A 25,498-nucleotide genomic window follows, 5' to 3' on the forward strand; every position below is an offset into this window, starting at 1 on the left:
CTTGCACTTCATAGATCAAGTACCTCCTTAACGACCTGCTGTTTTTCTTTTCCAATGCTCTTTCTGCGGTCCTCTCCGCTGATTCGCACCGGCGTACACATTTCCAGAATCCTGCTGTAAATCCGGGCGTATGCCACATCCTGCGGATTGCGGATTTCTGCAATTTTCAGATTGGTTGTGATAATGACCGGAAGCCCGGACTTATACCGCTCATCAATGACAGCGTAGACCTGCTCCAGCGCATATTCGGTGCTGCGCTCAATTCCCAGATCATCCAGAATCAGCAAAGAATAGTTGGAAAACGAAGCGATATACCGGTATCGTTCTTCCGAATACATGGCACCCATCTGGTTCAGGATTTTGGAGAAGTTCGTCATCAAAACCGGAATGCCCTGATCCAGCAGCGCATTTGCTATACATGCCGCCACAAAGGACTTTCCGGTTCCGACATCTCCCCATAACAAAAGGCCAAGGTTTTCAGCCTTGACCTTTTTCCACTGCTCCACATAACGTTTTGCCATCTGGATGTCCTTGTTGTCTTCTGCAACGCCAAAATTCCATTCCAGAAGATGCTTTTCCTGAATCCCAGTTGCTTTCAGCTGCCTGATTTTACGCTGCCGCTCCACCAGTTCATCCTGGCGTTTCTTTTCCGCCATCGCTTCCTGCTGGCATCTGCAAAGGCAGGGAACAATCTTGTCTCTGCCCCAGAGCTTTACCCTGCACTGCACCGGAGTATGACAGTTCCGGCAATACAGCAGTCCGTCCACGCCCTGGTATTCCTGCTCTCCGGGTTCTTTCGGCGTAAAGAGCGAATCCAACGCCGCATTCAATACTTCAGGCACCATGTCGCTCATAGGCTGTCTCCTTCCTCAAATGTGTAGTCTGCCGGGTTATACTTCGGCTTTTCTCTCTTTGCCCAGCTCCGGATTGTGGCAAGGTGATTTTTGTAGCTCCTGCCGGTGGAAGCCATATACTCAGAGAGCCGTTCCACCCGCATCTGATAATCTCCTGGGAACTCCTGCCGGAGCTTGCCGTATTCCGTGTCAGAGAGAAGGACATTTTCGTATGAGCCATACCGGTGCTGGATTTCCTTCTTCTCTCTTTTATTGATTGTTTCAGTACTTGTTCTATTAGTACTTAATTGCGCGGGATTTTCCGTAACCGGTGTGTCCGTATCCGGATTTACCGTATACGGCTTTTCCGTACACGGTGATTCCGAACACGGCTTTTTCCTTGGCATCTCATAGATCACATACTCCGCTCTGCCCATCCGACCGTTACTCTCACGCTGCTGGTTCCTTTCCAGATATCCAAGACGTTCCAGTTCTTTCAGAGCTGTAAGCACCCCATCTACGCCATCCGGTGTAATCGAAGATAATCCCCGTACCGAATAGTTCCATGTGTCCGGTAAACTAAGCAGCATAGAGAGAAGTCCTTTTCCTTTCAGGCTGAGACCCTGATCCCGCAGGTGGTAATTGCACATCGTTGTGTAATTGCTGTTTTTCTCAACCCTGAATACCGGCATGGTGCTCACCATCCTTTTTCGCAGGCTCCGTTTTTTTCTTCGGACATTTGCGCGAACGATCTTCGCTGTCCTCCCGTCGATGGTATTTGCCGGTATCCTGCATCATGCGTTCAAACGCCTGAAGGCGTCCCTCTGTAAAAAGCGTCATTCGATCACACCCCATTTCTTAAACAACTTGAAGAGATGATTCTTTCCCTTGCAGGTCACTCTCGTCTGCTGCACCAGTTTTCCGCTTCTGCCGTAGCAATCCCGGACAATAAAATAGCCCCTTGCAGATTTGTCTGCAAAAGGCATCAGCCAGCCGCTTGGACTGCGGTACAGATAGCGGTGATCCAGTAAGAGAGCTACTGCCGTCTTCTCTGGGATTCCGATTTCCTTACAGAAATTCCGGATGCAGGTGCAATCTTCCGAATTTACAAAGGTGTCGAAGTAGTCTGCCTTGGGCTGTGCCGCATCCAGCTGTTTGCGGATACCCTCAAGCTGCTCTCTCTCGGCTACAAGCTCCTGTGCCAGTGTGTAGATGACCTCCGGATGCTGAATCACCTGATCCAAAATGGAATCGCTCATATACACACCATGCTTGCGAATGGACGGGAGAACTTCATCAAACACCCAGTGTTCAAATCGTTCTGCCGATGGCAGCTTGCTGTGAACGATCAGCCGGTAAACATCGCCTTCTGTGATAAAGGAGATTTCAACGACCTGCTCTCCAGCATCTCCATACTGATTCACCTTCTGAACGACCCCCTCGCGTTTCGTTAGGGGGCCTCTGCAATGGCGTTTCACTGCGGCGTAGGGATTCACATACCCCAACGCTTTCGCCACATCGCTTGCACAGAAGAAGGTCTTGCCCGCCTCTTGCAACACGCGGATCGAACCAAACTCCTGGTTCTCAAACACCTCCATCATCTGCCTTGACTGTCCGCCATGACTGCCCACATCGGTGTCATGGGTCTTCTGATTGAAATCCGTCATACCTGTTACCTCCTGCTCAAATTTGTCTCGCCGGATTTCGGGCGAAAAAAATAGAGCCTCGACCCATTCTCGTTTTCAAAGAATGAGCCAAGGCTCTATGTAACAGGATACCTGATATTAAATTTTTGCAGAATTTGTCAGAACTCGCCAAACGAACCTGACACTGTTTTTCATTCCGTTTCAGCCGGATTTTTGCCGAAAATCTGTCAAGGATATGGGGCTAATTTCCCCTCCAAAATGGCCTTCTGTAAACCCATTTTCCCACCCATTAGGCTCAAAAATAGGCCGTAAACCCATGGTAAACCCATCAAAATGGGTTAATTTGAAGTCAAATTTCCTCAAATTTCACCATCGGAATCAGGCGATTTCAGGCATAGAAAAAGCCCGGAAAATGGCGTATTTCCGGGCTTTTTTAGCATTATTAAGCTGTAGATTATCGCTTGCTGAACTGCGGAGCGCGACGAGCGGCTTTGAGGCCGTACTTCTTTCTTTCCTTCATTCTTGGGTCTCTGGTTAAGAAACCTGCTTTCTTCAGAACTGGTCTGTAATCAGCGTCTGCCTGAAGAAGTGCTCTGGAGATACCGTGACGGATTGCACCAGCCTGTCCTGTTGTGCCGCCGCCGCGAACGTTTACTAATACATCGAACTTGTCAACTGTCTCAGTTGCAACTAATGGCTGACGAACGATCAGCTTTAAAGTTTCAAGACCAAGATATTCATCGATGTCTCTCTTGTTGATGGTGATATTACCTGTACCTGGTACTAAATATACTCTGGCGATAGATTTTTTTCTTCTGCCTGTTCCGTAAAATTTTGCGCTAGCCATGATACTTTCTTCCTCCGATCCTCATTAAAATGTTAAAACTTCTGGTTTCTGTGCTGCCTGCTCATGCTCTGGGCCTGCATATACATGAAGCTTTGTAAACATGCTTCTTCCCAGAGGTCCCTTTGGAAGCATACCCTTAACTGCTAACTCAACAACCTTCTCAGGCTTCTTAGCCATCATTTCACGCAGAGTGGTTTCTCTCATGCCACCTACGTAATCAGAGTGGTTGTAATATACTTTCTGATCTAACTTCTTGCCGGTAACTTTTACCTTATCAGCATTAACTACGATTACATAATCACCACAGTCAATGTGTGGGGTAAAGATTGGCTTATTCTTTCCTCTTAAAACTTTAGCTACCTCAGATGATAAACGTCCTAATGTATAACCTGTAGCATCAACTACGTACCATTTTCTCTCAATTGTCGCTGGACTAGCCATAAAACTCTTCATTGGTTAACCTCCTGTTAATTTCAACCTAAATTACATCTTTTCAGATGATCGCTATATGTGATAAATATTGGGAAGTATTTATCAATGAAATGCTCCGCTCCGGGGCTTTGGATGAGCATTTACTCTCAACGTCACAGTTTCTTATTATATAATATCTGTTTTGCCATGTCAAGCCATTTTCTTGGCTAAATCCTTATATTTTCAAGGATTTTTCCATTTTTAATCCTGATATTCCATTCCCACTAACATCAGACCTTTTGCAGGCGCTGTTGGACCTGCCGCCGCCCGGTCACAGGCTGCAAGGATATCCGGCATTTCCTCCGGTTTTCTCTGGCCCATTCCCACTGCCATAAGGGTTCCTGCAAGGATGCGGACCATATTATAAAGGAAGCCGTTTCCCCGTACCCGTATGGTGATCACATCATTACTGTCTTTTTCTATATCAATACTGTATACAGTACGCACAGTATCTAATACCTGGGTACGAACATTGCAGAAACTTTTATAATCATGTTCTCCTGTCAGCAGTTTGGCAGCCTGGCGCATCTGATCCAGGTCTAAGTCAAAATGGCAGAAATGGGTGTACAGACGCAGGGACGGTACTTCCATCTTGCGGTTTAATATTTTATATTCATACGTTTTGGTGCAGTGATGTTTTCTCGGATGCCAGTCCGGCTCCACTTCCATAGATGACTGAATGCGGATGTCTTCCGGGAGCCGCTGGTTTAAAGCGAAACAGATCTTGTCCGCAGGCATACGATGTTCTGTGTCAAATACTGCCACATTTCCCATAGCATGAACGCCGGAGTCTGTGCGGCTGGCTCCGATCACTTCAATAGGTTCCCCTAAAAGTTCTGTCAGTTTTTCATTTAACACCTGCTCAATGGTCACTGCTCCCGGCTGTACCTGCCAGCCGTGATAGTTGGTCCCGTCATAGGCCACTCTCAGAAGGACCCTTTTTTTCATGTTTCTTTTCTCCTTATACTTTCCTGCGTCCCATATATTTTACTGCTTATACTGTTTCTTATCTTTTATTGTATACAGGATACATTTACAGATAAACCCTGGAAGCAATGATCAGCACAAAATACAGTGCAAAGACCATATATGCCTCATGGTCTTTCTGGCTGTACTGCAACGGTTTCATCTTGGTCCTTCCTTCGCCGCCGCGGTAACATCTTGCCTCCATTGCCATTGCCAGGTCTGTTGCTCTGCGGAAAGCAGAGATAAATAACGGTACTAACAGCGGGATCATGGCTTTTGCTTTCTGTACCAGATTTCCAGACTCAAAATCAGCGCCCCTTGCCATCTGGGCCTTCATGATCTTGTCTGTTTCCTCTACTAAAATAGGAATAAAACGCAGTGCAATAGACATCATCATAGAGATCTCATGTACCGGTACATGGAACCGCTTTAAAAATCCCAATCCCTTTTCCAGACCATCTGTCAGCTGGTTCGGAGTGGTAGTCAATGTCATAAGGGAAGAACCTACTACCAGGTAGATCAGGCGCACTGCCATAAAACCTGCAAGGCGGATTCCTTCCCAGGTGATCTTAAAGATCCAGAAACGTACCAGTTCGCGTCCCGGTGTAAGGAACAGATTAAAACTGACACTGATCAGTAATAAGATCACAATGGCTTTTAATCCCTTTAAGATAAAACGCACCGGAACTTTTGTCAGTACGATCACAGCAGCCAGTGCTATGGTCCCTAATAAATATCCCCATATATTATTTGCCACAAAAAGGGACAGGATAAACACCATTGTCCCAAAAAGTTTGGTTCTTGGATCCAGACGATGGATCAGGGAATCCACCGGATAATATTGTCCTAATGTTATATCTCTCAGCATTTTTATACCTGCCGCTTTCTCTTTTTATCCCACAATGCCAGGATCGCCTCTTTTGCTTCTGCCACTGTAGTAATATCACTGTCAATATCCAGTCCTTTTTCTTTCAGATCATGGACCAGATAAGTTACCTGAGGCGCTGCCAGACCAATGGCTTCCAGTTCTTTATAATGGCGGAATACTTCTCTTGGAGTTCCGTCAAACACTTTCTGTCCATGGTTCATAACGATCAGTCTGCCTGCATATCTGGCAACATCTTCCATACTGTGGGATACCAGGATAATAGTCATCTTCCGCTCTGTATGCAGCTTTGAGATCTGGTCTAAGATCTCATCCCTTCCTCGCGGGTCAAGACCTGCTGTTGGTTCATCTAAGATCAGGACTTCCGGCTCCATTGCAAGCACACCTGCTATGGCAACTCTTCGCTTCTGACCACCGGACAGTTCAAATGGTGACTGGCTGTAATAAGACTCACCCAGGCCTACCAGACTTAAAGCTTTTTTCGCCTTTTCCTTTGCTTCTTCTTCAGAAAATCCCTGGTTTTTCGGTCCGAAACATACATCTGTCAGTACATCGATCTCAAAAAGCTGGTGTTCCGGGTACTGAAATACCAGTCCTACCTTGGAACGAAGCTTTTTCATATCATATTTATCTTCGTAAATATTTTCTCCATTATAATACAAAGCGCCGGAGCTGGCCTTGATCAGTCCGTTTAAATGCTGGATCAATGTGGATTTTCCGGAACCGGTATGTCCGATAATGCCTACAAACTCCCCGTCCTGGATCTCGAAATTCACATCAAAAAGGGCATGCTGCTCAAAGGCCGTACCATTTCCGTATACATAATTCAGATCAACTGCTTTTATCGACATGTTATTCTCCTATTTTTCATCTGAAAGCAACGCTGTAAGCTGTTCTACCAGCTCCTGTCTGCTTAAGATCCCCTCTGTCAAAGGCATTCCTGCTTCTTTTAACTCAAATGCCAGTTCTGTTGCCTGAGGTACATCCAGTCCATGTTCCTTTAATTCCTTCACACGGGAAAAGATTTCTTTTGGTATTCCATCCATGATCACTTTTCCGTCGTCCATAACGATCACACGGTCTGCATCAATGGCTTCTTCCATATAATGAGTAATAAGAAGGACTGTAATTCCTTCTTTTTTATTCAGTTCATGAACCGTGCGTATTACATCTTTTCGTCCATTTGGGTCCAACATGGCAGTAGGTTCATCTAAAATAATACACTGAGGACGCATGGCCATAACACCGGCAATGGCAACTCTCTGTTTCTGACCGCCGGACAGCTTGTTGGGAGACTGTTTTCTGTATGCCGTCATCCCTACTGCTTTCAGGCTTTCATCTACCCGCTTCCAGATCTCTTTTGTTTCCACACCAATATTTTCCGGTCCGAAACCTACATCTTCTTCTACAATATTTCCAATGATCTGGTTATCCGGGTTCTGGAACACCATTCCTGCTGTTTTGCGCACATCCCAGATGTGTTCTTCATCTTTGGTATCCATCTCACCCACCCATACAGTACCTTCTGTTGGAAGGAGAAGACCATTGATGTGCTTTGCAAAAGTAGATTTTCCGGAACCATTATGTCCTAAAACTGCCACAAAACTTCCCTTTTCTATATCCAGGTCAACACCGTCTATGGCACGCTTTACTTCTTCTATTTTCTCTTCTTCATCTCTTCTGATATATTCGTAGATCAGTCTGGCTGTTTTTATAATTCCCATGACGTTCCTTTCAAAGTGATGTTGTTGATAAAAAAGTCAGCTGCTACGTGCCTTTGGCACTCCCACAGCTGTCACAATTGTAGATGATATCATAGTATAAGTCAAGAAAAAGCCACCTTTTCAGGCAGCTTTTTCGTATATACGTATGATTTATTTTTTATATTTTAATGGTTCCATACACCATCTGCATCTACCTGAAAGCCTCCAATAGAAGTACTTACAGCCTTGGAGCCATCTCCCGGATAGAAGTAATACCATTTACCGGAAATCTGATACCAGCCTTCCATCATCACACCGGACTGGTTGATGAAATAAGTCTTTCCGCTGATGGTCAGCCAGCAGTTGGAGATCATGGCACCTTCCGGACCACCCTGGTTTGGATTTAAGTAGTACCACTTGTCACCTTCTTTTACCCAGCCAGTTCTCATACCGCCATTAGTGGTGTCAAAATAATACCAGTGATTATCTTTCTGCTGCCAGCCTTTCAGCATCTTTCCGCTGTTATCAAAGAGATACCATTTATTATTCCACTGCAGCCAGTTATTCTTTACATAATTGCCATCCGGGTATTTAAAATACCAGTCGTTGTTATCCTGTTTCCAGCCAGCATCCGTAGTACCGCCTCCAGGGGTGATACCACCGCTGTTACTTCCATTGGAACTGTTGTCCTGTCCAGAGCCATCTGATACATCATCTTCATCAATATACTTGCTGTCTGACTCGGTCCATTCACTCTTCTTACCATAGCGCTTCTGCTCATCTGTATGAGGAACAGTACGTACTTTAAAGGTATAATCTCCTTCTTTTGTCATATAAGGATAGAAATTGTAAGAAGTACCATTGTAATCTTCCAGTTTCTTCATAACTGTGGAACCCTTATATAAGATCACATCATAATAACCGGTCTTATCATCTGGTGCTTTCCAGGTTGCTTTTCCTTTTCCGCTTCCCCATTCAGCTTCCTTTGGTGCTTCATAAGTGCCCTTTACCCCATTGACACGAAGAACCACTTTTAAACTGCTGCCGCTCTTACTGCAGGATACAAATTCACCGCCGCTGATGCTTACCTTGCTTGAGCCATAGCTACTGCGAAATCTGTATTCATACTTTGAGCTGGATGAAGAGTCTGGTTCCAGCCATACAGTGATCTTTGGAGTATCTCCGATAGACACATCTTTATTATTGGTCCATTCAGCAGACTCTACACTGTATTTGTCTGATGTAGTATAAACCTTTGTTCCGGAATCATCTTTGGATGTTCCTACACTGTCACCGCTGTTGACCTCATCTCCTGCATCCAGGTCAACTTCTACTTTCAGGGAAATATTCGTAATATACTGATAGTCAGATGCTGCCAGTGCCTGAACAGGAAGTGCGGTAGTAAACATCCCTGCTGTCAGCAGCATACATACCATTCTTTTTAAATTCAACATAAGCCATACCCTCCTCCATTTTGTACTTTCATTATAAAGCAGGATATGGGTTTTATCAACTTACGATATTCTTTCAAACCTCTGACGGAATACAGCATCGCTCACAAAATCCGCAAAAAAAAGACTGCAGATACCTTTGACAGTACCTGCAGTCGCCTGCATAACTATATTCAGATCAATATAAGTTAATGATTAAACTAACTCAAGCAGAACTTCCATAGCTGCATCGCCCTTACGCTGGCCGATCTTAACGATTCTGGTGTAACCACCATTGCGGCTAACGTACTTAGGAGCAACTTCATCAAATAACTTAGCTACCAGATCAACAGACTTGGTGCCGTTCTTCTTTCCAGCTGCCTGGGTAGGAACCTCAGTTACACCGTAAAGAACCTTTAACATCTGTCTTCTAGCGTGAAGTCTGGAAGCGCTGTCCTTCTTGATTTCCTTCTCAACTTCATCGTAAACAGTTACTTTCTTGCCGTCTACTACTTCTTTAACGCGCTTGCCGTTTGCATCTTTACGAGCAACCTTAGCAGTAACCTTTACAGTCTCGAAGTTATCTTTTTCCTTAACAGCCAGTGCGATCAGACCCTCAGCAACTTTGCGGATCTCTTTTGCTCTGGTTTCAGTTGTTTTGATGTGACCATGATATAACAGTGCAGTTACCTGGCTTCTGATCATAGCCTTTCTCTGATTGGATGTTCTTCCTAATTTTCTATATCCTGCCATTATTCTTTCCTCCTGATCGGTGGAACACCTTTCCATGCATCATCGGACTTACTGGTAGAGGCGCATCTTACCCACCTGTTTATTTTTTATAGTGGCAACCCGCGCCATGCTTCATTGGACTTACTGGCTAAGGTTATGTGGGGACTTCCCACAGCTTTCAATCATAACTTATGCTTCGTCACTAGGATTCAGCTGTAAGCCTAATTCTTTTAACTTGGCAAGTACTTCCTCTAAGGACTTACGGCCAAGGTTACGAACCTTCATCATATCCTCAGAAGTTCTGTTGCACAGTTCTTCTACCGTATTGATTCCGGCTCTCTTCAGACAATTGTAAGAACGAACAGAAAGTTCCAGTTCGTCGATGTTCATCTCAAGTACTTTTTCTTTCTCATTGTCTTCTTTCTCTACCATGATCTCAGCGGTCTTGGCATTTTCAGAAAGGTCAATGAAAAGATTCAGATGCTCGCTTAATACCTTTGCAGCAAGGCTGACTGCTTCATCAGGAGCCAGGGTGCCGTTAGTATAAATTTCCAGAGTCAGCTTGTCATAGTCTGTCTGCTGTCCAACACGGGTGTTGGCAACAGCCATATTAACACGCTCAACTGGAGTATAGATAGAATCAACTGCGATCACACCAATTGGAAGATCTGCATTCTTGTTCTTGTCAGCGCTTACATATCCACGGCCCTTGGTGATAGTCAGTTCCATATAGAACTTGCTGTCAGCGCCGCCGCTTAAAGTTGCGATTACCTGATCCGGATTCATGATCTCGATATCAGCATCTGCCTGAATATCAGCAGCTGTAATCACGCCTTCGCCTTCAAACTCAATGTATGCAACCTTCGGTTCATCGGTATCGCTGTTGTTCTTGATCGCTAAGCTTTTGATGTTCATAATGATCTCAGTTACATCTTCCTTAACACCTGGAATAGAACTGAACTCATGCAAAACGCCATCGATTTTTACCTGACTCACTGCGGCTCCGGGTAAAGAAGAAAGCATAATTCTTCTCAGGGAATTGCCCAGTGTAGTACCGTAACCTCTTTCAAGTGGTTCAACTACAAACTTGCCGTATCTCTTGTCTTCTGAAATCTCTGCGATTTCAATGTTTGGTTTTTCAAAATCGAACACTAATAGCCCCTCCTTTTTGGGTTTCTATCAAATATCGAGGGTTAAATCCAGCAAAGTATACCTGTCCAAAATAAGACAGGCATACTTTTCAATCTTTCATATATTGATGGATTATTTGGAGTACAACTCGACGATAAGCATCTCATTTACTGGAACATCAATTTCATCTCTGGTTGGCAGTTCCTTAACGGTACCGCGCAGATTTTCCTGATCAGACTCCAGCCATGCAGGAACCATACGACCAGCGGTTACTTCCAGAATGTCTTTGTATCTCTGAGCAGATTTGAACTTCTCTTTGATCTCGATTACATCGCCAGCCTTAACCTGGTAAGATGGGATGTTTACCTGCTTGCCATTAACCAGAACGTGCTTGTGATCAACGATCTGTCTGGTTTCTTTACGTGTACGTCCAAATCCCATACGGAACAGAACGTTGTCCAGACGGCACTCAAGAAGGATCATCAGGTTGGTACCAACCATACCGTTCATCTTGGAAGCCTTTGCGTAGTAGTTACGGAAAGGTTTCTCTAATACGCCGTAAATGAATTTAGCTTTCTGCTTTTCTCTTAACTGCATGCCATATTCACTTAACTTCTTGTTTGCTCTTTTAGATTCTCTGTTAGATTTTTTATCAATTCCTAAATAGATTGGATCCATACCGAGGGATCTGCATCTTTTAAGAACAGGAACTCTATCTACTGCCACTTTAATTACCTCCTAATTAAATCAATCAGACTCTTCTACGCTTTGGTGGACGGCATCCGTTGTGTGGAACTGGGGTTACATCCTTGATGCTGGTTACTTCCAGACCACATGCCTGAAGGGCACGGATTGCTGCTTCACGACCTGAACCAGGTCCTTTAACCATAACGTCTACTGACTTTAAGCCATGTACAAGAGCTGCCTTTGTAGCAGTTTCTGCTGCCATCTGAGCTGCATAAGGAGTAGATTTCCTTGAACCTCTAAATCCCAGACCACCGGCACTTGCCCATGATAAAGCGTTACCCTGCGCATCAGTTAATGTAACGATTGTGTTATTAAAAGATGACTGGATATGTGCCTGTCCGCGTTCAACGTTTTTCTTTACACGCTTTTTTGTCACTTTTTTTGCTGTAGTGGACACTTTTTTAGCCATTTTAAACTAACCTACTTTCTCATTTACTTGAATTCGCTCTCCTGTTTTTAAAACATACAAATCGAATTCGGTTACCATGTTACTAAATTACTTCTTCTTATTTGCTACCGTTTTTCTTGGACCCTTGCAGGTTCTCGCGTTGGTCTTTGTTTTCTGTCCGCGAACCGGCAGGCTCTTTCTATGACGGATTCCTCTGTAGCATCCAATTTCCTGAAGTCTCTTGATGTTCATTGCGATCTCTCTACGAAGATCACCTTCTACAGTCTGAGTGTCAGCGATGATGCTAGCCAGCTTTTTAACCTCATCATCGGTTAAATCCTTAACGCGAGTGTCTGGGTTTACGCCAGCTTCTGCTAAGATGCGGTTGGAGCTTGCTCTACCAATTCCGTAGATGTAAGTAAGACCGATCTCAACACGTTTTTCTCTTGGTAAGTCAACACCTGAAATACGAGCCATGTGTGTAGTACACCTCCTAAAAATAATTAACCTTGTCTCTGTTTATGCTTTGGATTTTCGCAAATTACTCTGATACTGCCTTTTCTTTTAATGATCTTGCACTTTTCGCAGATCGGCTTAACGGATGATCTAACCTTCACAGTAATTCTCCTTTCTATAGACCAACAAAGTTGCTAAAGCATTATATCAAATATTTTTTGGTAATGCAAGTCTTTTTTTGATCTATTTTTAAATTATTTTTATTTATCTCTCCAGATGATTCTGCCCTTGGAAAGGTCGTATGGAGACATTTCCAAAGTTACTTTATCGCCTGGAAGAATGCGAATGTAATTCATACGGAGTTTTCCGCTGATATGTGCCAGAACCTGATGGCCATTTTCCAGTTCAACCTGGAACATTGCGTTTGGCAGCTTCTCTACTACGGTTCCTTCAATTTCAATTACGTCTGCTTTGGACATATTCTTTCCCTCCTAATGCTTATGGGGTGTTACAAAGATAAGATCTCAGGTTCTCCATCCGTGATCAGGATGGTGTTTTCATAATGGGAAGCAAGTGAACCATCTTCTGTTACAACGGTCCAGCCGTCGTCCATCCAGGCTACATCGTAACGTCCTGCAGTGATCATTGGTTCAATTGCCAGTGTCATACCGGCTGCCAGCTTGATGCCTTTTCTCTTCTGTGCGAAGTTGGGGATCTCCGGTTCTTCATGCATATCGGTTCCAATACCATGTCCAACCAGATCTCTTACAACTCCGAAACCGAAGCTTTCTGCATATTTCTGGATTGCTGCTGAGATATCATAGAGATGATTGCCAGCTTTTGCAAACTTTATTCCTTCAAAGAAGCTCTGCTGAGTTACTTCAACCAGCTTTCTGGCCTGAGGAGTTACCTCTCCGATCATGTGAGTTCTTGCTGCGTCTGACTGATATCCCTTCCAGATGACTCCGGTGTCAAGGCTTACAATGTCACCTTCATTTAAGTAACGGTGCTTATTTGGAATGCCGTGAACGACTTCATCATTAATAGAGATACATACAGAAGCAGGATATCCTTCATAACCGAGGAAAGATGGGATGCAGCCATAGCTGCGGATCATCTCTTCACAGATGCGGTCGATTTCCTTGGTGGAAATTCCCGGTCTTACTACCTTGCCCAGTTCCTCATGAACTTTTGCCAGGATCTTTCCGGCTTCCCGCATTAATTCAATTTCCCGTTCTGATTTGATCGTTACCATTTTTTATGCTCCTAAAATATTAACAATATCCTGGAATACTTCTTCCATGTCTTTTGTTCCGTCTACTTCTGCCAGAATGCCTTCATTCTTATAATAGTCGATCAGAGGCTGTGTCTGATCATGATATACAGACAGTCTCTTCTTTACAGTTTCAGGCTTGTCATCGTCTCTTAATACCAGCTGCTGTCCGCAGGTATCACAGATTCCTTCTTTCTTGGAAGGATTGTAAACAATATGATAGGTAGCGCCACAGTTTAAGCATGCACGACGTCCGGACATACGGTTGATGATGTTCTCATCTGGTACATCTACGTTTACTGCATAATCAACTGCTTCGCCTCTTTCGCTTAACGCTTTTGTAAGACTTTCTGCCTGAGGGATCGTTCTTGGGAAACCATCCAGTACATATCCGTTTACGCAGTCTGCTTCATGGATACGGTCTAACAGCATTCCAATCGTGATCTCATCCGGTACAAGACCGCCTGCGTCCATGAAAGACTTAGCCTTCATGCCCAGTTCTGTTCCGTTTTTAATATTCGCTCTGAAAATGTCTCCTGTGGAAACGTGTGGAATACTGTACTTAGCTGCAATTTTCTTTGCCTGGGTGCCTTTTCCTGCGCCCGGAGCTCCTAACATGATGATCTTCATGAAAAGTTTTTCTCCTCTCAAAAAAGTCCTATAACGCAATAAATCCGCCCTTGTGGAATACCACAAAGGCAGATTGACTGATCCAACTGTTGTGTTAATCGTTCAAAAATCCCTTATAATAACGCACAAGCATCTGAGATTCTACTGCTTTAATTGTCTCCAGTACTACGCCTACAATAATGATCAGTGAGGTACCTGAAAATGAGATACGGCTCACATCTAAAAGTCCGGATGCAAGGATCGGGACGATCGCTACTACTGTAAGGCCAACTGCACCAATGAAAACAATATAATTCAAAATCTTATTTAAATAATCGCTGGTGGGCTTGCCGGGACGAATGCCGGGAATGAAGCCTCCCTGCTTCTTCATATTGTTAGCAACTTCCAACGGATTAAAGGTAATCGATGTATAGAAGTATGCAAACACGAACAACAGTACGATATAAATTATCAAACCGATAGAATAGATTGGCTGGGATGGTTTGCACCATGAGCCGGAATTCAGCATTGTTAAGATCTTTCCACCGATAGAGCTGTAATCAACAGTAAAGAACTGAGCAATTACAACAGGGAAAGACATAATGGAAGATGCGAAGATAACCGGCATAACACCTGCGGTGTTGACCTTTAACGGAATGTTGGTAGCCTGACCACCAACCATCTTGCGTCCTACCATCTTTTTGGAATACTGAACTGGAATCCTTCTCTCTGCATCGTTTAAAACGACTACAAAGACTACCATAGCTAAGAGAACTACTGCGATCAGTAATACTGCTACAGCCATTGTTGCGAAGGACTGACCAAATATAAAACGATAGTAAAGGCTTCTCATATCATCGGGAACACTTGACAGGATGTTAAACAGAAGCACGATGGAAATACCATTTCCTACACCCTTGTCAGTGATCTGCTCACCGATCCACATTAACAGTGCACTTCCTGTTGTCATAGTGATGATCGCTACGATCACGTTCCATGCATTGTAATCCAGAAGAAGTCCCTGACGTCCAAAACCAATTGCCATGGCACTTGATTCCAGCAGCGCAAGTCCTACAGTGGTATATCGGGTGTATTCCTGAATTTTCTTTCTTCCTTCTTCTCCATCCTTCTGCATCTCTTCCAGTTTAGGAATAGCAATTGTCAGCAGCTGGATGATAATGGAAGAAGTGATGTACGGTGTGATGCTTAATGCGAAGATAGACATGGATGAAAATGATCCACCGGTCATCGCATTAAAGAAACCGAACACATCGGTTGTCTGTTTCGCAAACCAATTCGCAAAGAATGATGTCTCAATTCCCGGAATAGGCAGCTGGCAGCCAAATCGAATGACTACCAGCATCATAAAGGTATAAAGGATCTTCCCACGAAGCTCTTTTACCTTAAAAGCGTTTCTAATCGTTTTGAACATTAGATCACCTCGCAGGTTCCACCTAAAGCCTCAATCTTAGATTTTGCACTTTCACTGAATGCATTTACCTTAACAGTCAGCTTTTTGGTTAATTCTCCGTTTCCAAGAATCTTAACACCATCTCTTGGGTTCTTAACGATACCGGACTCAAGCAGAGTCTCTACAGTAACAACTGTATCGTTGTCGAATCTTTCCAGTGCGCTTACGTTAATGCCAACAATGTGCTTAGAATTCATATTGGTGAATCCACGCTTTGGCAGACGTCTGTATAATGGCATCTGTCCACCTTCAAAGCCTGGTCTTGGTGCTCCAGAACGAGCCTTCTGACCCTTATGGCCCTTACCAGCGGTCTTACCATTGCCTGAACCATGGCCGCGGCCTCTTCTAAAATTATCGCTATGCTTTGAACCTGCAGCAGGCTGTAAATTAGATAACTCCATGACTGCACCTCCTTACTTTATCTGAATTAGATTTCTTCAACCTTAACTAAATGTCTTACTCTCTGAATCATGCCTCTAACAGCGCCATTATCTGGCATTTCAACTGTTTTGTGCATTTTTCCAAGTCCAAGTGCCTCAACAGTTGCTCTCTGCTTTGGAATAGCACCGATAGGGGACTTGACTAATGTGATTCTTAACTTCTCTGCCATGTCTATTTCCTCCTATTAGCCTACGATTTCTTCAACAGATTTACCGCGAAGTCTTGCGAACTCTTCTGGTGTCTTTAATGCAGTTAAACCTGCAACAGTTGCAAGAACTACATTGGTCTTGTTATTGGAACCTAAGGACTTTGTACGGATGTTCTTAATTCCAGCTAACTCAACAACGGCACGAGCAGGGCCACCAGCGATGATACCGGTACCTTCTGGAGCTCTCTTTAACAGAACGCTTGCACTGCCGAATTTTCCGATAAAGTCATGAGGAATACTCTTGTTCTCATCGATCGGGATCTCTACAAGGCTCTTTACAGCAGCCTCTTTACCTTTGCGGATTGCTTCCGGAACTTCTCCGGCCTTGCCTAAGCCTACGCCCACATGGCCGTTTCCGTCACCAACTACTACCAGAGCGGAAAATCTCATGGTACGTCCACCTTTAACAGTCTTGGATACTCTCTTGATTGCCACTACTCTATCATTCAGCTCCAACTGACTGGCATCAATAATTGTACGCTTCATGTTTGTTCTCCTCTCTATTAGAAATCCAGACCAGCTTCACGAGCTGCATCTGCTAATGCCTGAATCTTACCCTGATAAATAAAGCCGCCTCTATCGAAAACAACTTCCTTGATACCTTTTTCAAGGGCTCTCTTTGCAATTACTGTACCAACGTATGCTGCAGCTGCCTTGTCATTTGTCTTCTCCAGTTCAGCCTTGATCTCTTTCTCAACTGTGGAAGCAGCAACCAGTGTGTTACCAACCGTATCGTCGATAATTTGAGCATACATATGATTATTACTTCTAAACACTGCCAGACGCGGTCTCTCTGCTGTGCCAGCAAAACGGTTACGCATTCTGTTGTGCTTCTTTACGCGAATTTCGCTTCTTGACTGTTTGTTAACCATTTTTACACTCTCCTTAAATTATTTCTTACCAGTCTTACCAACTTTACGTCTGATAACTTCATCAGCATACTTGATACCTTTGCCCTTGTAAGGCTCAGGTCTTCTCTTGTCTCTGATCTCAGCAGCGTACTGGCCAACTTTTTCTTTACTGATACCTTTAACGATGATCTTGTTCTGTCCGTCGCAAACAGTTTCGATACCTTCTGGATCTTCCATCTCTACTGGATGAGAATATCCAAGGTTTAAAGTCAGTTTCTTTCCCTGCTTAGCAGCTCTGTAACCAACACCGTTTACTTCAAGAACCTTCTCATAACCCTCAGTAACACCATGGATCATGTTGTTGATCAGGGTTCTGGTCAGACCATGTAAAGATTTCATTCTCTTTAAATCGTTTGGTCTGCTTACGATAACGTGACCGTCCTTCTCTTCAATGGTCAGCTCAACCGGGAGCTCTCTCTCTAATGTTCCCTTTGGACCTTTTACAGTCACCTTATTTCCTTCTGCGATTGTAACAGTTACACCTGCTGGAATCGCAACTGGCATTCTACCGATACGTGACATGCCTTTTTACCTCCTACTTAAATTCTCGGAGAGGACATATGCGTCCTCTCTGTTTTCAGTTACATTTCGCACTTAACGTTCGTCTTCCAGAACGTTTACGTGCGAAAGTACTTCGTTGCACTTAGTGAGGTCTCTCACGAACTTAGTGCAATCGAAGTTACTATCGTCCATTCGACTAAGCTCGAAAAAACCTCGCTAAGTCTCAGGACGGGCTTTCATACTAGGCTCGAAAAGACCTCGCCAAGTATTCAAAGCCTACCAAACGAAAGCCAGAACTTCGCCGCCTACACCAAGCTTACGTGCTTCCTTATCGGTGATCACGCCCTGATTGGTGGAGAGGATTGCAGTACCGAGACCGCCAAGAACCTTCGGCAGGTTCTCCTTGTCAGCGTATACACGCAGACCAGGTTTGGAAATTCTCTTGATACCGGAAATAATCTTTTCGTTCTTATCTTTGCCGTACTTTAAGGTAATGTGGATGTTCTGGAAAGCGCCATCCTCTACCAGATCGTACTTTGCAATATAACCTTCATTTACCAGGATATCAGCGATAGCTAATTTCATCTTGGAAGAAGGTACATCTACTGTATCATGCTTTGCAGTGTTTGCATTACGGATTCTTGTAAGCATATCTGCAATTGGATCGCTCATTGTCATTTTGAAAATGCCTCCTTTTCTAAATTCTATCTATCTTCACCCGCCAGGTCTGACAACCTATGCTGTCAGACGCTGTAACGAGCCTTCAGCCTACCAGCTTGCTTTCTTAACGCCAGGAATCTGACCCTTGTATGCTAACTCACGGAAACAAATACGGCAGATACCATATTTTCTCAGGTAAGCATGTGGACGGCCACAGATTCTGCAGCGATTGTACTCTCTGGTAGAGAATTTAGCAGGACGCTGCTGTTTGATCTTCATTGAAGTCTTAGCCATGAATGTTTCCTCCTAACTATTTTGCAAAAGGCATATTGAATAATGTCAAAAGTTCACGCGCTTCTTCGTCAGTATTAGCGGTGGTAACGAAGATGATATCCATACCTCTTACCTTGTCAACTTTATCGTACTCAATTTCAGGGAAAATCAGCTGCTCTTTGATACCAAGAGCATAGTTTCCTCTGCCATCAAATGCGTTAGGGTTAACACCTCTAAAGTCACGTACACGTGGCAGTGCCAGGTTGATCAGACGATCAAGGAATTCGTACATTCTCTCACCACGAAGGGTTACCTTGCAACCGATTGCCATGCCTTCACGGATCTTGAAGTTTGCAACAGACTTTTTAGCCTTGGTTGTTACAGCCTTCTGACCGGAGATGATCTCCAGATCTCTAACTGCGGAATCCAGAACCTTGGCATTTTCCTTAGCTTCGCCTACGCCCATGTTGATAACGATCTTATCAAGCTTCGGCACCTGCATAACGTTCTTATATCCAAATTTCTTAATCAGAGCGTCTACGAATTCGTTCTGATACTGTTCTTTTAATCTAGCCAACGTTTTTTTCCTCCTCTCCTGAATTATTCAACAACCTTACCGGTCTTCTTAGCAACGCGGACTTTCTTTCCGTCTCTTACTTCAAAGCCAACTCTGGTTGCCTTGCCGTCTACTACCAGCATTACATTGGAGATATCAATTGGAGCCTCCTGATTCACGATGCCGCCCTGTGGGTTAGCTGGAGACTGCTTGGTGTGCTTTGTAACCATGTTGCAGCCCTGAACCAGAACTTTGTTCTTCTTTACGTCAACAGAGAGTACCTTTCCCTGTTTGTCTTTATCTTTTCCTGCGATTACTACTACTAAATCGTCTTTCTTGATTTTCTGCACAGTGGACACCCTCCTTATAATACTTCTGGAGCTAAGGAGACAATCTTCATGAACTGCTTGTCTCTTAATTCTCTAGCTACAGGCCCAAAGATACGAGTTCCTCTTGGAGTCTTGTCATCCTTAATAATAACTGCTGCGTTCTCATCGAACTTGATGTAAGAACCGTCTTTACGGCGAGCGCCTCTAACGGTACGAACTACTACAGCCTTTACAACATCGCCCTTCTTTACAACACCGCCTGGTGTTGCATCTTTAACAGAAGCAACGATGACATCGCCGATATTTGCATATCTTCTGGTTGAACCACCTAATACACGGATGCAGAGAAGTTCTTTTGCACCGGTATTGTCGGCAACCTTAAGTCTTGTTTCCTGCTGAACCATACCTGTTAACTCCTTCCCTAATTATCTTGCTTTCTCGATAATCTCAACAAGTCTCCATCTCTTATCCTTGGACAGTGGTCTTGTTTCCATTACTTTTACAGTATCACCGATGCCGCACTCATTGTTCTCATCATGAGCTTTCAGCTTAACGGTTTTCTTAACGATCTTACCGATCATTGGGTGCTTTACGTGGTCCTCGATTGCTACAACGATGGTCTTATCCATCTTGTTGCTTACCACTTTACCGATACGGGTTTTTCTTAAATTTCTTTCCACGGTAAGTTCTCCTTTCATTAAGCATTAGCCTTCTCAGTGATAACAGTCTGGATACGAGCGATGTTCTTGCGAACTTCTTTGATCCGGGATGTGTTGTCTAACTGATTGGTTGCATTCTGGAATCTTAAATTAAACAGTTCCTTCTTCGCAGCTACTAACTCTTCATTCAGCTCATTTGCTGACTTATTCTTTAACTCTTCTACAAACTTATTAGTTTTCACTGTTATCACCGCCTTCTAAATCTGCTTTAGAAACAATTTTGCACTTGCATGGCAGTTTGTGCATAGCAAGACGAAGTGCTTCCTTAGCTGTTTCCTCTGGTACACCAGCGATCTCGAATAATACGCGGCCTGGCTTTACAACTGCTACCCAGTACTCCAGAGCGCCCTTACCGGAACCCATACGGGTTTCTGCTGGCTTTGCTGTTACAGGTTTATCCGGGAAAATCTTGATCCAGACTTTACCACCACGCTTAATGTAACGGGTCATAGCAACACGGGCTGCTTCAATCTGGTTTGATTTGATCCAACATGGTTCAGTAGCGACTAAACCGTACTCACCGTTAGAGATCGTATTGCCTCTTAATGCCTTGCCGGCCATAGATCCACGGAACTGTTTACGACGCTTAACTCTCTTAGGCATTAACATTATTTATCGCTCCCTTCCTTATTTCCTTTAGTAGGAAGTACCTCGCCTTTGTAGATCCATACCTTAACGCCAATCTTGCCGTAGGTTGTATCTGCTTCTGCGAAACCATAGTCAATATCTGCTCTTAATGTCTGAAGCGGAATAGTACCTTCGCTGTAGAACTCTGTACGAGCCATATCAGCACCGCCTAAACGACCTGCAACTGCAGTCTTGATACCCTTAACGCCAGCCTTCATGGTTCTGCTCATGGTAGACTTCATAGCACGGCGGAAGGATACACGGTTCTCAAGCTGCTGTGCGATAGATTCAGCAACCAGCTGAGCATCTCTGTCTGGTCTCTTGATTTCTTTGATGTCTACGAACAGCTTCTTAGCAGTCATCTTCTGAACTTCTGCTTTCAGCTTTTCGATCTCTGCGCCGCCCTTACCGATAACAACGCCTGGCTTAGCAGTGTAGATGATAACTTTCACTCTGTCAGATGCGCGCTCGATCTCGATCTTGGAAACGCTGGAGCTCTTTAATTTGTTCTTAAGGAACTTTCTAATATTATAGTCTTCAACCAGGTTGTCTGCAAAATCAGCTTCTGCATACCATCTGGAATCCCAGTCTTTAATAACACCGACTCTAATGCCGTGTGGATTAACTTTCTGTCCCATATTTGCCTCCTATTTATTTCTCATTCAGAACTACAGTGATGTGGCTCATTCTCTTCTCGATTCTGTAAGCACGGCCCTGAGCTCTCGGTCTAACCCTCTTCATGATCGGTCCCTGGTTTGCGTAGCACTCTTCTACGTACAGTTTTGCAGGGTCCATGTTGTTATTGTTCTCAGCGTTTGCTGCTGCTGATTCCAGTAACTTCTTTACTAAGCTGGAAGCATATCTAGGATTGTAAGTTACAATACCAAGTGCGGTCTGTAAATCTTTGCCTCTGATGGCATCTAATACAAAGCAAGCCTTCTGGACAGACACTCTAGCGTAAGACAGTGTTGCGCTTGGTCTGGTGTCCTTCTGGGCATTTCTTTCTCTCTTAATTTGGGATCTATGTCCTCTTGCCATTTGTAAAACCTCCTTTCAATTTACCTGTGGATTACTTTCTAACAGCGGACTTCTTCTCGTCTTTACCGTGGCCTCTGTAGGTTCTGGTTGCTACGAACTCACCCAGTTTGTGTCCTACCATATCCTCAGTAACGTATACCGGAACGTGTTTTCTTCCGTCATGTACAGCGATTGTGTGACCAACCATCTGAGGGAAGATTGTTGAACGACGGGACCAGGTCTTGATTACCTGCTTCTGTCCTGCTGCATTCATAGCGTCTACTTTCTTTAACAGATGTGCATCTGCAAATGGTCCTTTTTTCAGTGAACGAGCCATGTGTTCTTAACCTCCTTAATTATTTGATGGTTTTGCCATCACGTCTTCTTACGATCAACTTATTAGACTGCTTGTTTTTCTTTCTGGTCTTCAGACCCAGAGCAGGCTTGCCCCAAGGTGTGCATGGACCTGGACGGCCGATACCGGTCTTTCCTTCACCACCACCGTGTGGATGATCATTCGGGTTCATAACGGAACCGCGAACTGTAGGTCTGATGCCCATGTGACGGGTTCTACCAGCTTTACCAATGTTGATCAGGGAGTGTTCGCCATTGCCAACAACACCGATTGTTGCGCGGCAGATGATCGGAACCATTCTCATTTCACCTGAAGGTAAACGTAAGGTTGCATACTTGCCTTCCTTAGCCATAAGCTGAGCAGAGTTACCAGCGGAACGAACCAGCTGACCACCCTTGCCAGGATACAGCTCAATGTTGTGTACCTGAGTACCTACTGGAACATGATACAGTGGCATGCAGTTACCAACTTTTGCTTCTGCAGTGTCACCGCTCATAACCTTCATTCCATCAGTTAAGCCCTGAGGAGCTAAGATATAAGACTTGGTACCATCTGCATAGCAGATCAGTGCGATGTTTGCACTTCTGTTTGGATCGTACTCGATACCGATAACGGTTGCCGGGATACCATCCTTGCTGTTTCTCTTGAAATCGATAATTCTATATTTTCTTCTGCTGCCGCCGCCTCTGTGACGAACAGTGATCTTACCCTGATTGTTACGACCAGCGTTCTTAGCCAGAGATACTACCAGAGACTTCTCTGGAGTTGTCTTGGTGATTTCCTTGAAATCAGAACCGGTCATATGTCTTCTGGAAGGTGTATAAGCATTATACTTCTTAATTCCCATGACATTTACTCCTTTTCTTTTCTTTTCACGGCTGTCATAAGAGCCGTATAAGTTCTCCGGCCGGGCACATACCCGGCGGGGTGATGGGTCTTAAATTATAAGCCCTGGAAGATTTCGATCTCCTTGCTATCCTCGGTCAGCTTAACAATAGCCTTCTTGGAAGCAGCGGTCTTTCCGAAAGTCATTCCTCTTCTCTTTGTCTTGCCATCGCAGTTCATGGTGTTTACGGAAGCAACCTTGGTTCCTGGGAACATCTTCTCAACTGCTTCTTTGATCATAGACTTGTTAGCGTCTACATGTACCATGAAAGTATACTTCTTATCACCCATAGCGTTCATGCTCTTCTCAGTGATAACTGGTTTTAAGATGACGTCATAGTATTTGATATCTGCCATTATGCGTATACCTCCTCGATGGATGCAACAGCTGCCTTACTAGCAACAACTGTGTTGTACTTCAGAATGTCGTATACATTGATGGTTCCAACCTGAGCAGTCTTAACATCAGCAATGTTTCTTGCGGATAATACTGCGTTCTCATCGCTCTCGCTTAAAACAACCAGAGCTTTGTTAACCTTCAGATTGTTCAGAACATTCTTAAAGTTCTTTGTCTTGATCTCGTTAAACTTAAGTTCTTCAACAACGATGAACTTGTTCTCCTGAACACGGCTTGTCAGAGCGGACTTAAGAGCTGCTCTCTTTTCCTTCTTGTTCAGTCTGATTGTGTAGTCTCTAGGAGTTGGTGCAAATACAACACCGCCGCCTTTCCACTGTGGAGCTCTTGTTGAACCCTGTCTTGCATGACCGGTTCCCTTCTGTCTCCATGGCTTTCTGCCACCGCCAGAAACCTCAGAACGTGTTTTAGCTTTCTGTGTTCCCTGACGCTTATTAGCAAGCTGTGCAACAACTGCAAGATGTACCAGGTGCTCGTTTACTTCTACACCGAACACGGCATCGTTCAGTTCTAATGTGCCAACTTCATTACCTTCCATATTGTAAACAGATACGTTTGCCATCTGTGTATTCCTCCTTTCCTATAAAAGCTTACTTCTCAACCTTAACGGTTTCCTTTACAGTAACCAGGCATTTCTTAGGTCCTGGAACTGCACCCTTAACCAGAATCAGGTTGTTCTCGGCATCAACCTTAACTACTTCAAGATTCTGAACAGTGATCTGCTTGTGACCCATCTGTCCAGGCATTCCCTTGCCCTTGAATACGCGGCCTGGGGTAGTTGCGGAACCGTTGGAACCCTGATGGCGATGGAACTTGGAACCATGAGCCATAGGTCCTCTGTGCTGTCCGTGTCTCTTGATTGCGCCCTGGAAGCCTTTACCTTTGGAAATAGCGGTTGCATCGATCTTATCGCCTGCTGCGAAGATCTCAGCCTTGATCTCATCCTTTACAGAATACTCTTCCGCATTCTCAAATCTGAATTCTCTCACATATCTCTTGTAAGATACGCCAGCCTTATCAAAGTGGCCTTTCTGTGGTTTGTTAACAAGTTTTTCTCTCTTATCAACGAAACCAACCTGTACTGCTTTGTAACCGTCGTTCTCTTCGGTCTTAACCTGAGTTACTACACAAGGTCCTGCCTGAAGTACGGTTACCGGAACTAACGCACCATTCTCATTGAAGATCTGGGTCATTCCGACTTTTGTTGCTAAAATCGCTTTCTTCATTGTCTTACCTCCTGTTTCATGATCTACAGCGGAATGCTTTCGCATTCATCCTAGAACAGCCTAATATACGTGGAACACTATGAACCGTTGCCGGTATGTTGATTCCTACAGGAATGTAGTGTTGCTTCTATATCTAAACCCTTCAGGATATAAACATAATCATTAATGCTTACTGGGATTATTTGGTCTTCATCTTGATGTCGATGGACACACCAGCTGGCATTTCCAGTCTGGACAGTGCATCTACTGTCTTCTGGCTTGGTGCAGTGATATCGATCAGTCTCTTGTGAGTTCTCTGCTCGAACTGCTCTCTGGAATCTTTGTACTTATGAACCGCACGCAGAATTGTTACAACCTCTTTCTTAGTTGGTAACGGCACTGGTCCGCTCACCTGAGATCCTGTCTTTTTTACTGTCTCGATGATCTTTCCAGCGGACTGATCTACTAACTGATGATCATAAGCTTTTAATGTGATTCTCATTACTTGACTTGCCATAAAAAAAGTCGCCTCCTTTTCGCACTTTATAAACCAAGTACGACAAGCGGTGACTGTACACGTTTCCGTGTGTGTCCTCACAGAACTACACACTGATTCTGCCCTAAATTGCAGTTTCTTTAATTGGTACAGTGACTTGTCGCCAGTTTCCTAACTTGACATTCGCTCCACGGAAAACCTGCCTTTTGTAAGGCAGCAACCTCACGTTTCTTTGCTATCATGTCACAGCTGTTCTAAGATAACATATATTCCAGAGAAATGCAAGCATTTTTTTGTATTTTTCTAAATAA

General features: G+C 44.2%; 42 protein-coding genes. All 42 read right to left on the reverse strand.

The genetic code is table 11. The features are described from left to right. Window positions 1–8 precede the first annotated feature (8 nt). The 42 genes from DW251_RS09075 to rpsJ all read right to left on the reverse strand — a co-directional run bounded on the left by DW251_RS09075 (window position 9) and on the right by rpsJ (window position 25,208). Window positions 9–854 carry an ATP-binding protein gene (locus DW251_RS09075; RefSeq protein WP_005929990.1) on the reverse strand — a complete coding sequence of 282 codons (846 nt, stop codon included), beginning with the start codon at window positions 852–854 and terminating at the stop codon, window positions 9–11. Further along, on the reverse strand, window positions 851–1,525 hold the full coding sequence (locus tag DW251_RS09080; protein WP_097772875.1) for a helix-turn-helix domain-containing protein: 675 nt from the start codon (window positions 1,523–1,525) through the stop codon (window positions 851–853). The genes DW251_RS09075 and DW251_RS09080 overlap by 4 nt, the downstream gene beginning before the upstream one ends. After that, window positions 1,506–1,673: a hypothetical protein gene (locus DW251_RS17935; RefSeq protein ID WP_171032223.1), complete on the reverse strand. Its 168-nt coding sequence runs from the start codon at window positions 1,671–1,673 to the stop codon at window positions 1,506–1,508. Before DW251_RS17935 ends, DW251_RS09080 begins: the two co-directional genes overlap by 20 nt. Then, complete coding sequence (locus DW251_RS09085; protein WP_002576413.1) at window positions 1,670–2,500, reverse strand: phage antirepressor Ant; 831 nt, start codon at window positions 2,498–2,500, stop codon at window positions 1,670–1,672. The genes DW251_RS17935 and DW251_RS09085 overlap by 4 nt, the downstream gene beginning before the upstream one ends. A 433-nt stretch (window positions 2,501–2,933) precedes the next feature. Beyond that, window positions 2,934–3,326 carry a 30S ribosomal protein S9 gene (gene rpsI, locus DW251_RS09090; protein WP_118300828.1) on the reverse strand — a complete coding sequence of 131 codons (393 nt, stop codon included), beginning with the start codon at window positions 3,324–3,326 and terminating at the stop codon, window positions 2,934–2,936. A gap of 24 nt (window positions 3,327–3,350) precedes the next feature. After that, window positions 3,351–3,779: a 50S ribosomal protein L13 gene (rplM, locus tag DW251_RS09095; RefSeq protein ID WP_118300830.1), complete on the reverse strand. Its 429-nt coding sequence runs from the start codon at window positions 3,777–3,779 to the stop codon at window positions 3,351–3,353. Between the two features lie 219 nt (window positions 3,780–3,998). After that, window positions 3,999–4,745, reverse strand: a complete 747-nt coding sequence (truA, locus tag DW251_RS09100) for a tRNA pseudouridine(38-40) synthase TruA (protein WP_021869261.1) — start codon at window positions 4,743–4,745, stop codon at window positions 3,999–4,001. Between the two features lie 85 nt (window positions 4,746–4,830). Beyond that, a complete protein-coding gene (locus tag DW251_RS09105) occupies window positions 4,831–5,631 on the reverse strand; it encodes an energy-coupling factor transporter transmembrane component T (protein WP_021869262.1) in 801 nt (266 codons plus the stop codon). 2 nt (window positions 5,632–5,633) lie between these two features. After that, window positions 5,634–6,500 (reverse strand): energy-coupling factor transporter ATPase, encoded by an 867-nt coding sequence (locus tag DW251_RS18285; RefSeq protein WP_021869263.1) that lies wholly within the window; start codon window positions 6,498–6,500, stop codon window positions 5,634–5,636. A 9-nt stretch (window positions 6,501–6,509) separates the two neighbouring features. Further along, window positions 6,510–7,373, reverse strand: coding sequence for an energy-coupling factor transporter ATPase (locus DW251_RS18290; protein ID WP_021869264.1), 864 nt, complete (start codon window positions 7,371–7,373; stop codon window positions 6,510–6,512). Between the two features lie 164 nt (window positions 7,374–7,537). Further along, on the reverse strand, window positions 7,538–8,806 hold the full coding sequence (locus DW251_RS09120) for an N-acetylmuramoyl-L-alanine amidase family protein (protein ID WP_021869265.1): 1,269 nt from the start codon (window positions 8,804–8,806) through the stop codon (window positions 7,538–7,540). Between the two features lie 192 nt (window positions 8,807–8,998). Beyond that, window positions 8,999–9,535: a L17 family ribosomal protein gene (locus DW251_RS09125; RefSeq protein WP_021869266.1), complete on the reverse strand. Its 537-nt coding sequence runs from the start codon at window positions 9,533–9,535 to the stop codon at window positions 8,999–9,001. 168 nt (window positions 9,536–9,703) lie between these two features. Beyond that, a complete protein-coding gene (locus tag DW251_RS09130; protein ID WP_021869267.1) occupies window positions 9,704–10,666 on the reverse strand; it encodes a DNA-directed RNA polymerase subunit alpha in 963 nt (320 codons plus the stop codon). Between the two features lie 111 nt (window positions 10,667–10,777). Next, on the reverse strand, window positions 10,778–11,371 hold the full coding sequence (gene rpsD, locus DW251_RS09135; RefSeq protein WP_021869268.1) for a 30S ribosomal protein S4: 594 nt from the start codon (window positions 11,369–11,371) through the stop codon (window positions 10,778–10,780). Window positions 11,372–11,396: 25 nt separating this feature from the next. Then, window positions 11,397–11,801 carry a 30S ribosomal protein S11 gene (gene rpsK / locus DW251_RS09140; RefSeq protein ID WP_002566488.1) on the reverse strand — a complete coding sequence of 135 codons (405 nt, stop codon included), beginning with the start codon at window positions 11,799–11,801 and terminating at the stop codon, window positions 11,397–11,399. 87 nt (window positions 11,802–11,888) lie between these two features. After that, window positions 11,889–12,257, reverse strand: a complete 369-nt coding sequence (gene rpsM / locus DW251_RS09145) for a 30S ribosomal protein S13 (RefSeq protein ID WP_021869269.1) — start codon at window positions 12,255–12,257, stop codon at window positions 11,889–11,891. A 26-nt stretch (window positions 12,258–12,283) separates the two neighbouring features. Then, the gene (rpmJ, locus tag DW251_RS09150; RefSeq protein ID WP_003497809.1) at window positions 12,284–12,397 is read right to left on the reverse strand and encodes a 50S ribosomal protein L36; all 114 of its coding nucleotides are present in this window, start codon (window positions 12,395–12,397) and stop codon (window positions 12,284–12,286) included. 99 nt (window positions 12,398–12,496) lie between these two features. Continuing rightward, on the reverse strand, window positions 12,497–12,715 hold the full coding sequence (gene infA / locus DW251_RS09155; RefSeq protein WP_021869270.1) for a translation initiation factor IF-1: 219 nt from the start codon (window positions 12,713–12,715) through the stop codon (window positions 12,497–12,499). 29 nt (window positions 12,716–12,744) lie between these two features. Beyond that, window positions 12,745–13,491, reverse strand: a complete 747-nt coding sequence (gene map, locus DW251_RS09160; protein WP_118300832.1) for a type I methionyl aminopeptidase — start codon at window positions 13,489–13,491, stop codon at window positions 12,745–12,747. Between the two features lie 3 nt (window positions 13,492–13,494). Beyond that, complete coding sequence (locus DW251_RS09165) at window positions 13,495–14,139, reverse strand: adenylate kinase (RefSeq protein WP_021869272.1); 645 nt, start codon at window positions 14,137–14,139, stop codon at window positions 13,495–13,497. A 94-nt stretch (window positions 14,140–14,233) separates the two neighbouring features. Then, window positions 14,234–15,550: a preprotein translocase subunit SecY gene (gene secY / locus DW251_RS09170; protein ID WP_021869273.1), complete on the reverse strand. Its 1,317-nt coding sequence runs from the start codon at window positions 15,548–15,550 to the stop codon at window positions 14,234–14,236. Next, window positions 15,550–15,990 carry a 50S ribosomal protein L15 gene (rplO, locus tag DW251_RS09175; protein ID WP_021869274.1) on the reverse strand — a complete coding sequence of 147 codons (441 nt, stop codon included), beginning with the start codon at window positions 15,988–15,990 and terminating at the stop codon, window positions 15,550–15,552. Before rplO ends, secY begins: the two co-directional genes overlap by 1 nt. Window positions 15,991–16,016: 26 nt before the next feature. Next, complete coding sequence (rpmD, locus tag DW251_RS09180) at window positions 16,017–16,199, reverse strand: 50S ribosomal protein L30 (protein WP_021869275.1); 183 nt, start codon at window positions 16,197–16,199, stop codon at window positions 16,017–16,019. Window positions 16,200–16,214: 15 nt separating this feature from the next. Then, window positions 16,215–16,724, reverse strand: coding sequence for a 30S ribosomal protein S5 (gene rpsE, locus DW251_RS09185; protein ID WP_021869276.1), 510 nt, complete (start codon window positions 16,722–16,724; stop codon window positions 16,215–16,217). A 17-nt stretch (window positions 16,725–16,741) separates the two neighbouring features. After that, window positions 16,742–17,110 carry a 50S ribosomal protein L18 gene (rplR, locus tag DW251_RS09190; protein WP_021869277.1) on the reverse strand — a complete coding sequence of 123 codons (369 nt, stop codon included), beginning with the start codon at window positions 17,108–17,110 and terminating at the stop codon, window positions 16,742–16,744. 18 nt (window positions 17,111–17,128) lie between these two features. After that, window positions 17,129–17,671: a 50S ribosomal protein L6 gene (gene rplF / locus DW251_RS09195; RefSeq protein ID WP_021869278.1), complete on the reverse strand. Its 543-nt coding sequence runs from the start codon at window positions 17,669–17,671 to the stop codon at window positions 17,129–17,131. Window positions 17,672–17,926: 255 nt separating this feature from the next. Continuing rightward, window positions 17,927–18,328, reverse strand: a complete 402-nt coding sequence (gene rpsH / locus DW251_RS09200) for a 30S ribosomal protein S8 (RefSeq protein WP_118300834.1) — start codon at window positions 18,326–18,328, stop codon at window positions 17,927–17,929. A gap of 90 nt (window positions 18,329–18,418) precedes the next feature. Then, a complete protein-coding gene (locus DW251_RS09205; protein ID WP_002566501.1) occupies window positions 18,419–18,604 on the reverse strand; it encodes a type Z 30S ribosomal protein S14 in 186 nt (61 codons plus the stop codon). A gap of 16 nt (window positions 18,605–18,620) precedes the next feature. Then, window positions 18,621–19,160 carry a 50S ribosomal protein L5 gene (gene rplE / locus DW251_RS09210; protein ID WP_118300836.1) on the reverse strand — a complete coding sequence of 180 codons (540 nt, stop codon included), beginning with the start codon at window positions 19,158–19,160 and terminating at the stop codon, window positions 18,621–18,623. Window positions 19,161–19,183: 23 nt separating this feature from the next. Then, window positions 19,184–19,489 carry a 50S ribosomal protein L24 gene (gene rplX / locus DW251_RS09215; protein ID WP_118300838.1) on the reverse strand — a complete coding sequence of 102 codons (306 nt, stop codon included), beginning with the start codon at window positions 19,487–19,489 and terminating at the stop codon, window positions 19,184–19,186. Between the two features lie 14 nt (window positions 19,490–19,503). Then, a complete protein-coding gene (rplN, locus tag DW251_RS09220; protein ID WP_118300840.1) occupies window positions 19,504–19,872 on the reverse strand; it encodes a 50S ribosomal protein L14 in 369 nt (122 codons plus the stop codon). Between the two features lie 21 nt (window positions 19,873–19,893). Beyond that, window positions 19,894–20,166: a 30S ribosomal protein S17 gene (gene rpsQ, locus DW251_RS09225; protein WP_021869424.1), complete on the reverse strand. Its 273-nt coding sequence runs from the start codon at window positions 20,164–20,166 to the stop codon at window positions 19,894–19,896. Beyond that, a complete protein-coding gene (gene rpmC, locus DW251_RS09230) occupies window positions 20,166–20,369 on the reverse strand; it encodes a 50S ribosomal protein L29 (RefSeq protein WP_002566506.1) in 204 nt (67 codons plus the stop codon). Before rpmC ends, rpsQ begins: the two co-directional genes overlap by 1 nt. Next, entirely contained in the window at window positions 20,359–20,796 is a 438-nt protein-coding gene (gene rplP / locus DW251_RS09235; protein WP_021869425.1) for a 50S ribosomal protein L16, read from the reverse strand. The genes rpmC and rplP overlap by 11 nt, the downstream gene beginning before the upstream one ends. Then, the gene (rpsC, locus tag DW251_RS09240) at window positions 20,796–21,452 is read right to left on the reverse strand and encodes a 30S ribosomal protein S3 (protein WP_021869426.1); all 657 of its coding nucleotides are present in this window, start codon (window positions 21,450–21,452) and stop codon (window positions 20,796–20,798) included. Before rpsC ends, rplP begins: the two co-directional genes overlap by 1 nt. A 13-nt stretch (window positions 21,453–21,465) precedes the next feature. Further along, window positions 21,466–21,852 (reverse strand): 50S ribosomal protein L22, encoded by a 387-nt coding sequence (gene rplV, locus DW251_RS09245; protein ID WP_021869427.1) that lies wholly within the window; start codon window positions 21,850–21,852, stop codon window positions 21,466–21,468. 31 nt (window positions 21,853–21,883) lie between these two features. Further along, the gene (gene rpsS, locus DW251_RS09250; protein WP_021869428.1) at window positions 21,884–22,168 is read right to left on the reverse strand and encodes a 30S ribosomal protein S19; all 285 of its coding nucleotides are present in this window, start codon (window positions 22,166–22,168) and stop codon (window positions 21,884–21,886) included. Window positions 22,169–22,187: 19 nt separating this feature from the next. Further along, complete coding sequence (rplB, locus tag DW251_RS09255) at window positions 22,188–23,033, reverse strand: 50S ribosomal protein L2 (RefSeq protein WP_021869429.1); 846 nt, start codon at window positions 23,031–23,033, stop codon at window positions 22,188–22,190. A gap of 95 nt (window positions 23,034–23,128) precedes the next feature. Further along, a complete protein-coding gene (gene rplW / locus DW251_RS09260; protein ID WP_021869430.1) occupies window positions 23,129–23,428 on the reverse strand; it encodes a 50S ribosomal protein L23 in 300 nt (99 codons plus the stop codon). After that, window positions 23,428–24,048: a 50S ribosomal protein L4 gene (gene rplD / locus DW251_RS09265; protein ID WP_021869431.1), complete on the reverse strand. Its 621-nt coding sequence runs from the start codon at window positions 24,046–24,048 to the stop codon at window positions 23,428–23,430. The genes rplW and rplD overlap by 1 nt, the downstream gene beginning before the upstream one ends. 28 nt (window positions 24,049–24,076) lie before the next feature. Continuing rightward, window positions 24,077–24,712 carry a 50S ribosomal protein L3 gene (gene rplC / locus DW251_RS09270; protein WP_021869432.1) on the reverse strand — a complete coding sequence of 212 codons (636 nt, stop codon included), beginning with the start codon at window positions 24,710–24,712 and terminating at the stop codon, window positions 24,077–24,079. Between the two features lie 178 nt (window positions 24,713–24,890). Beyond that, entirely contained in the window at window positions 24,891–25,208 is a 318-nt protein-coding gene (gene rpsJ / locus DW251_RS09275; RefSeq protein WP_021869433.1) for a 30S ribosomal protein S10, read from the reverse strand. Window positions 25,209–25,498 lie beyond the last annotated feature (290 nt).

This window comes from Clostridium sp. AM22-11AC (assembly GCF_003473545.1).
Lineage (GTDB): Bacteria > Bacillota > Clostridia > Lachnospirales > Lachnospiraceae > Enterocloster.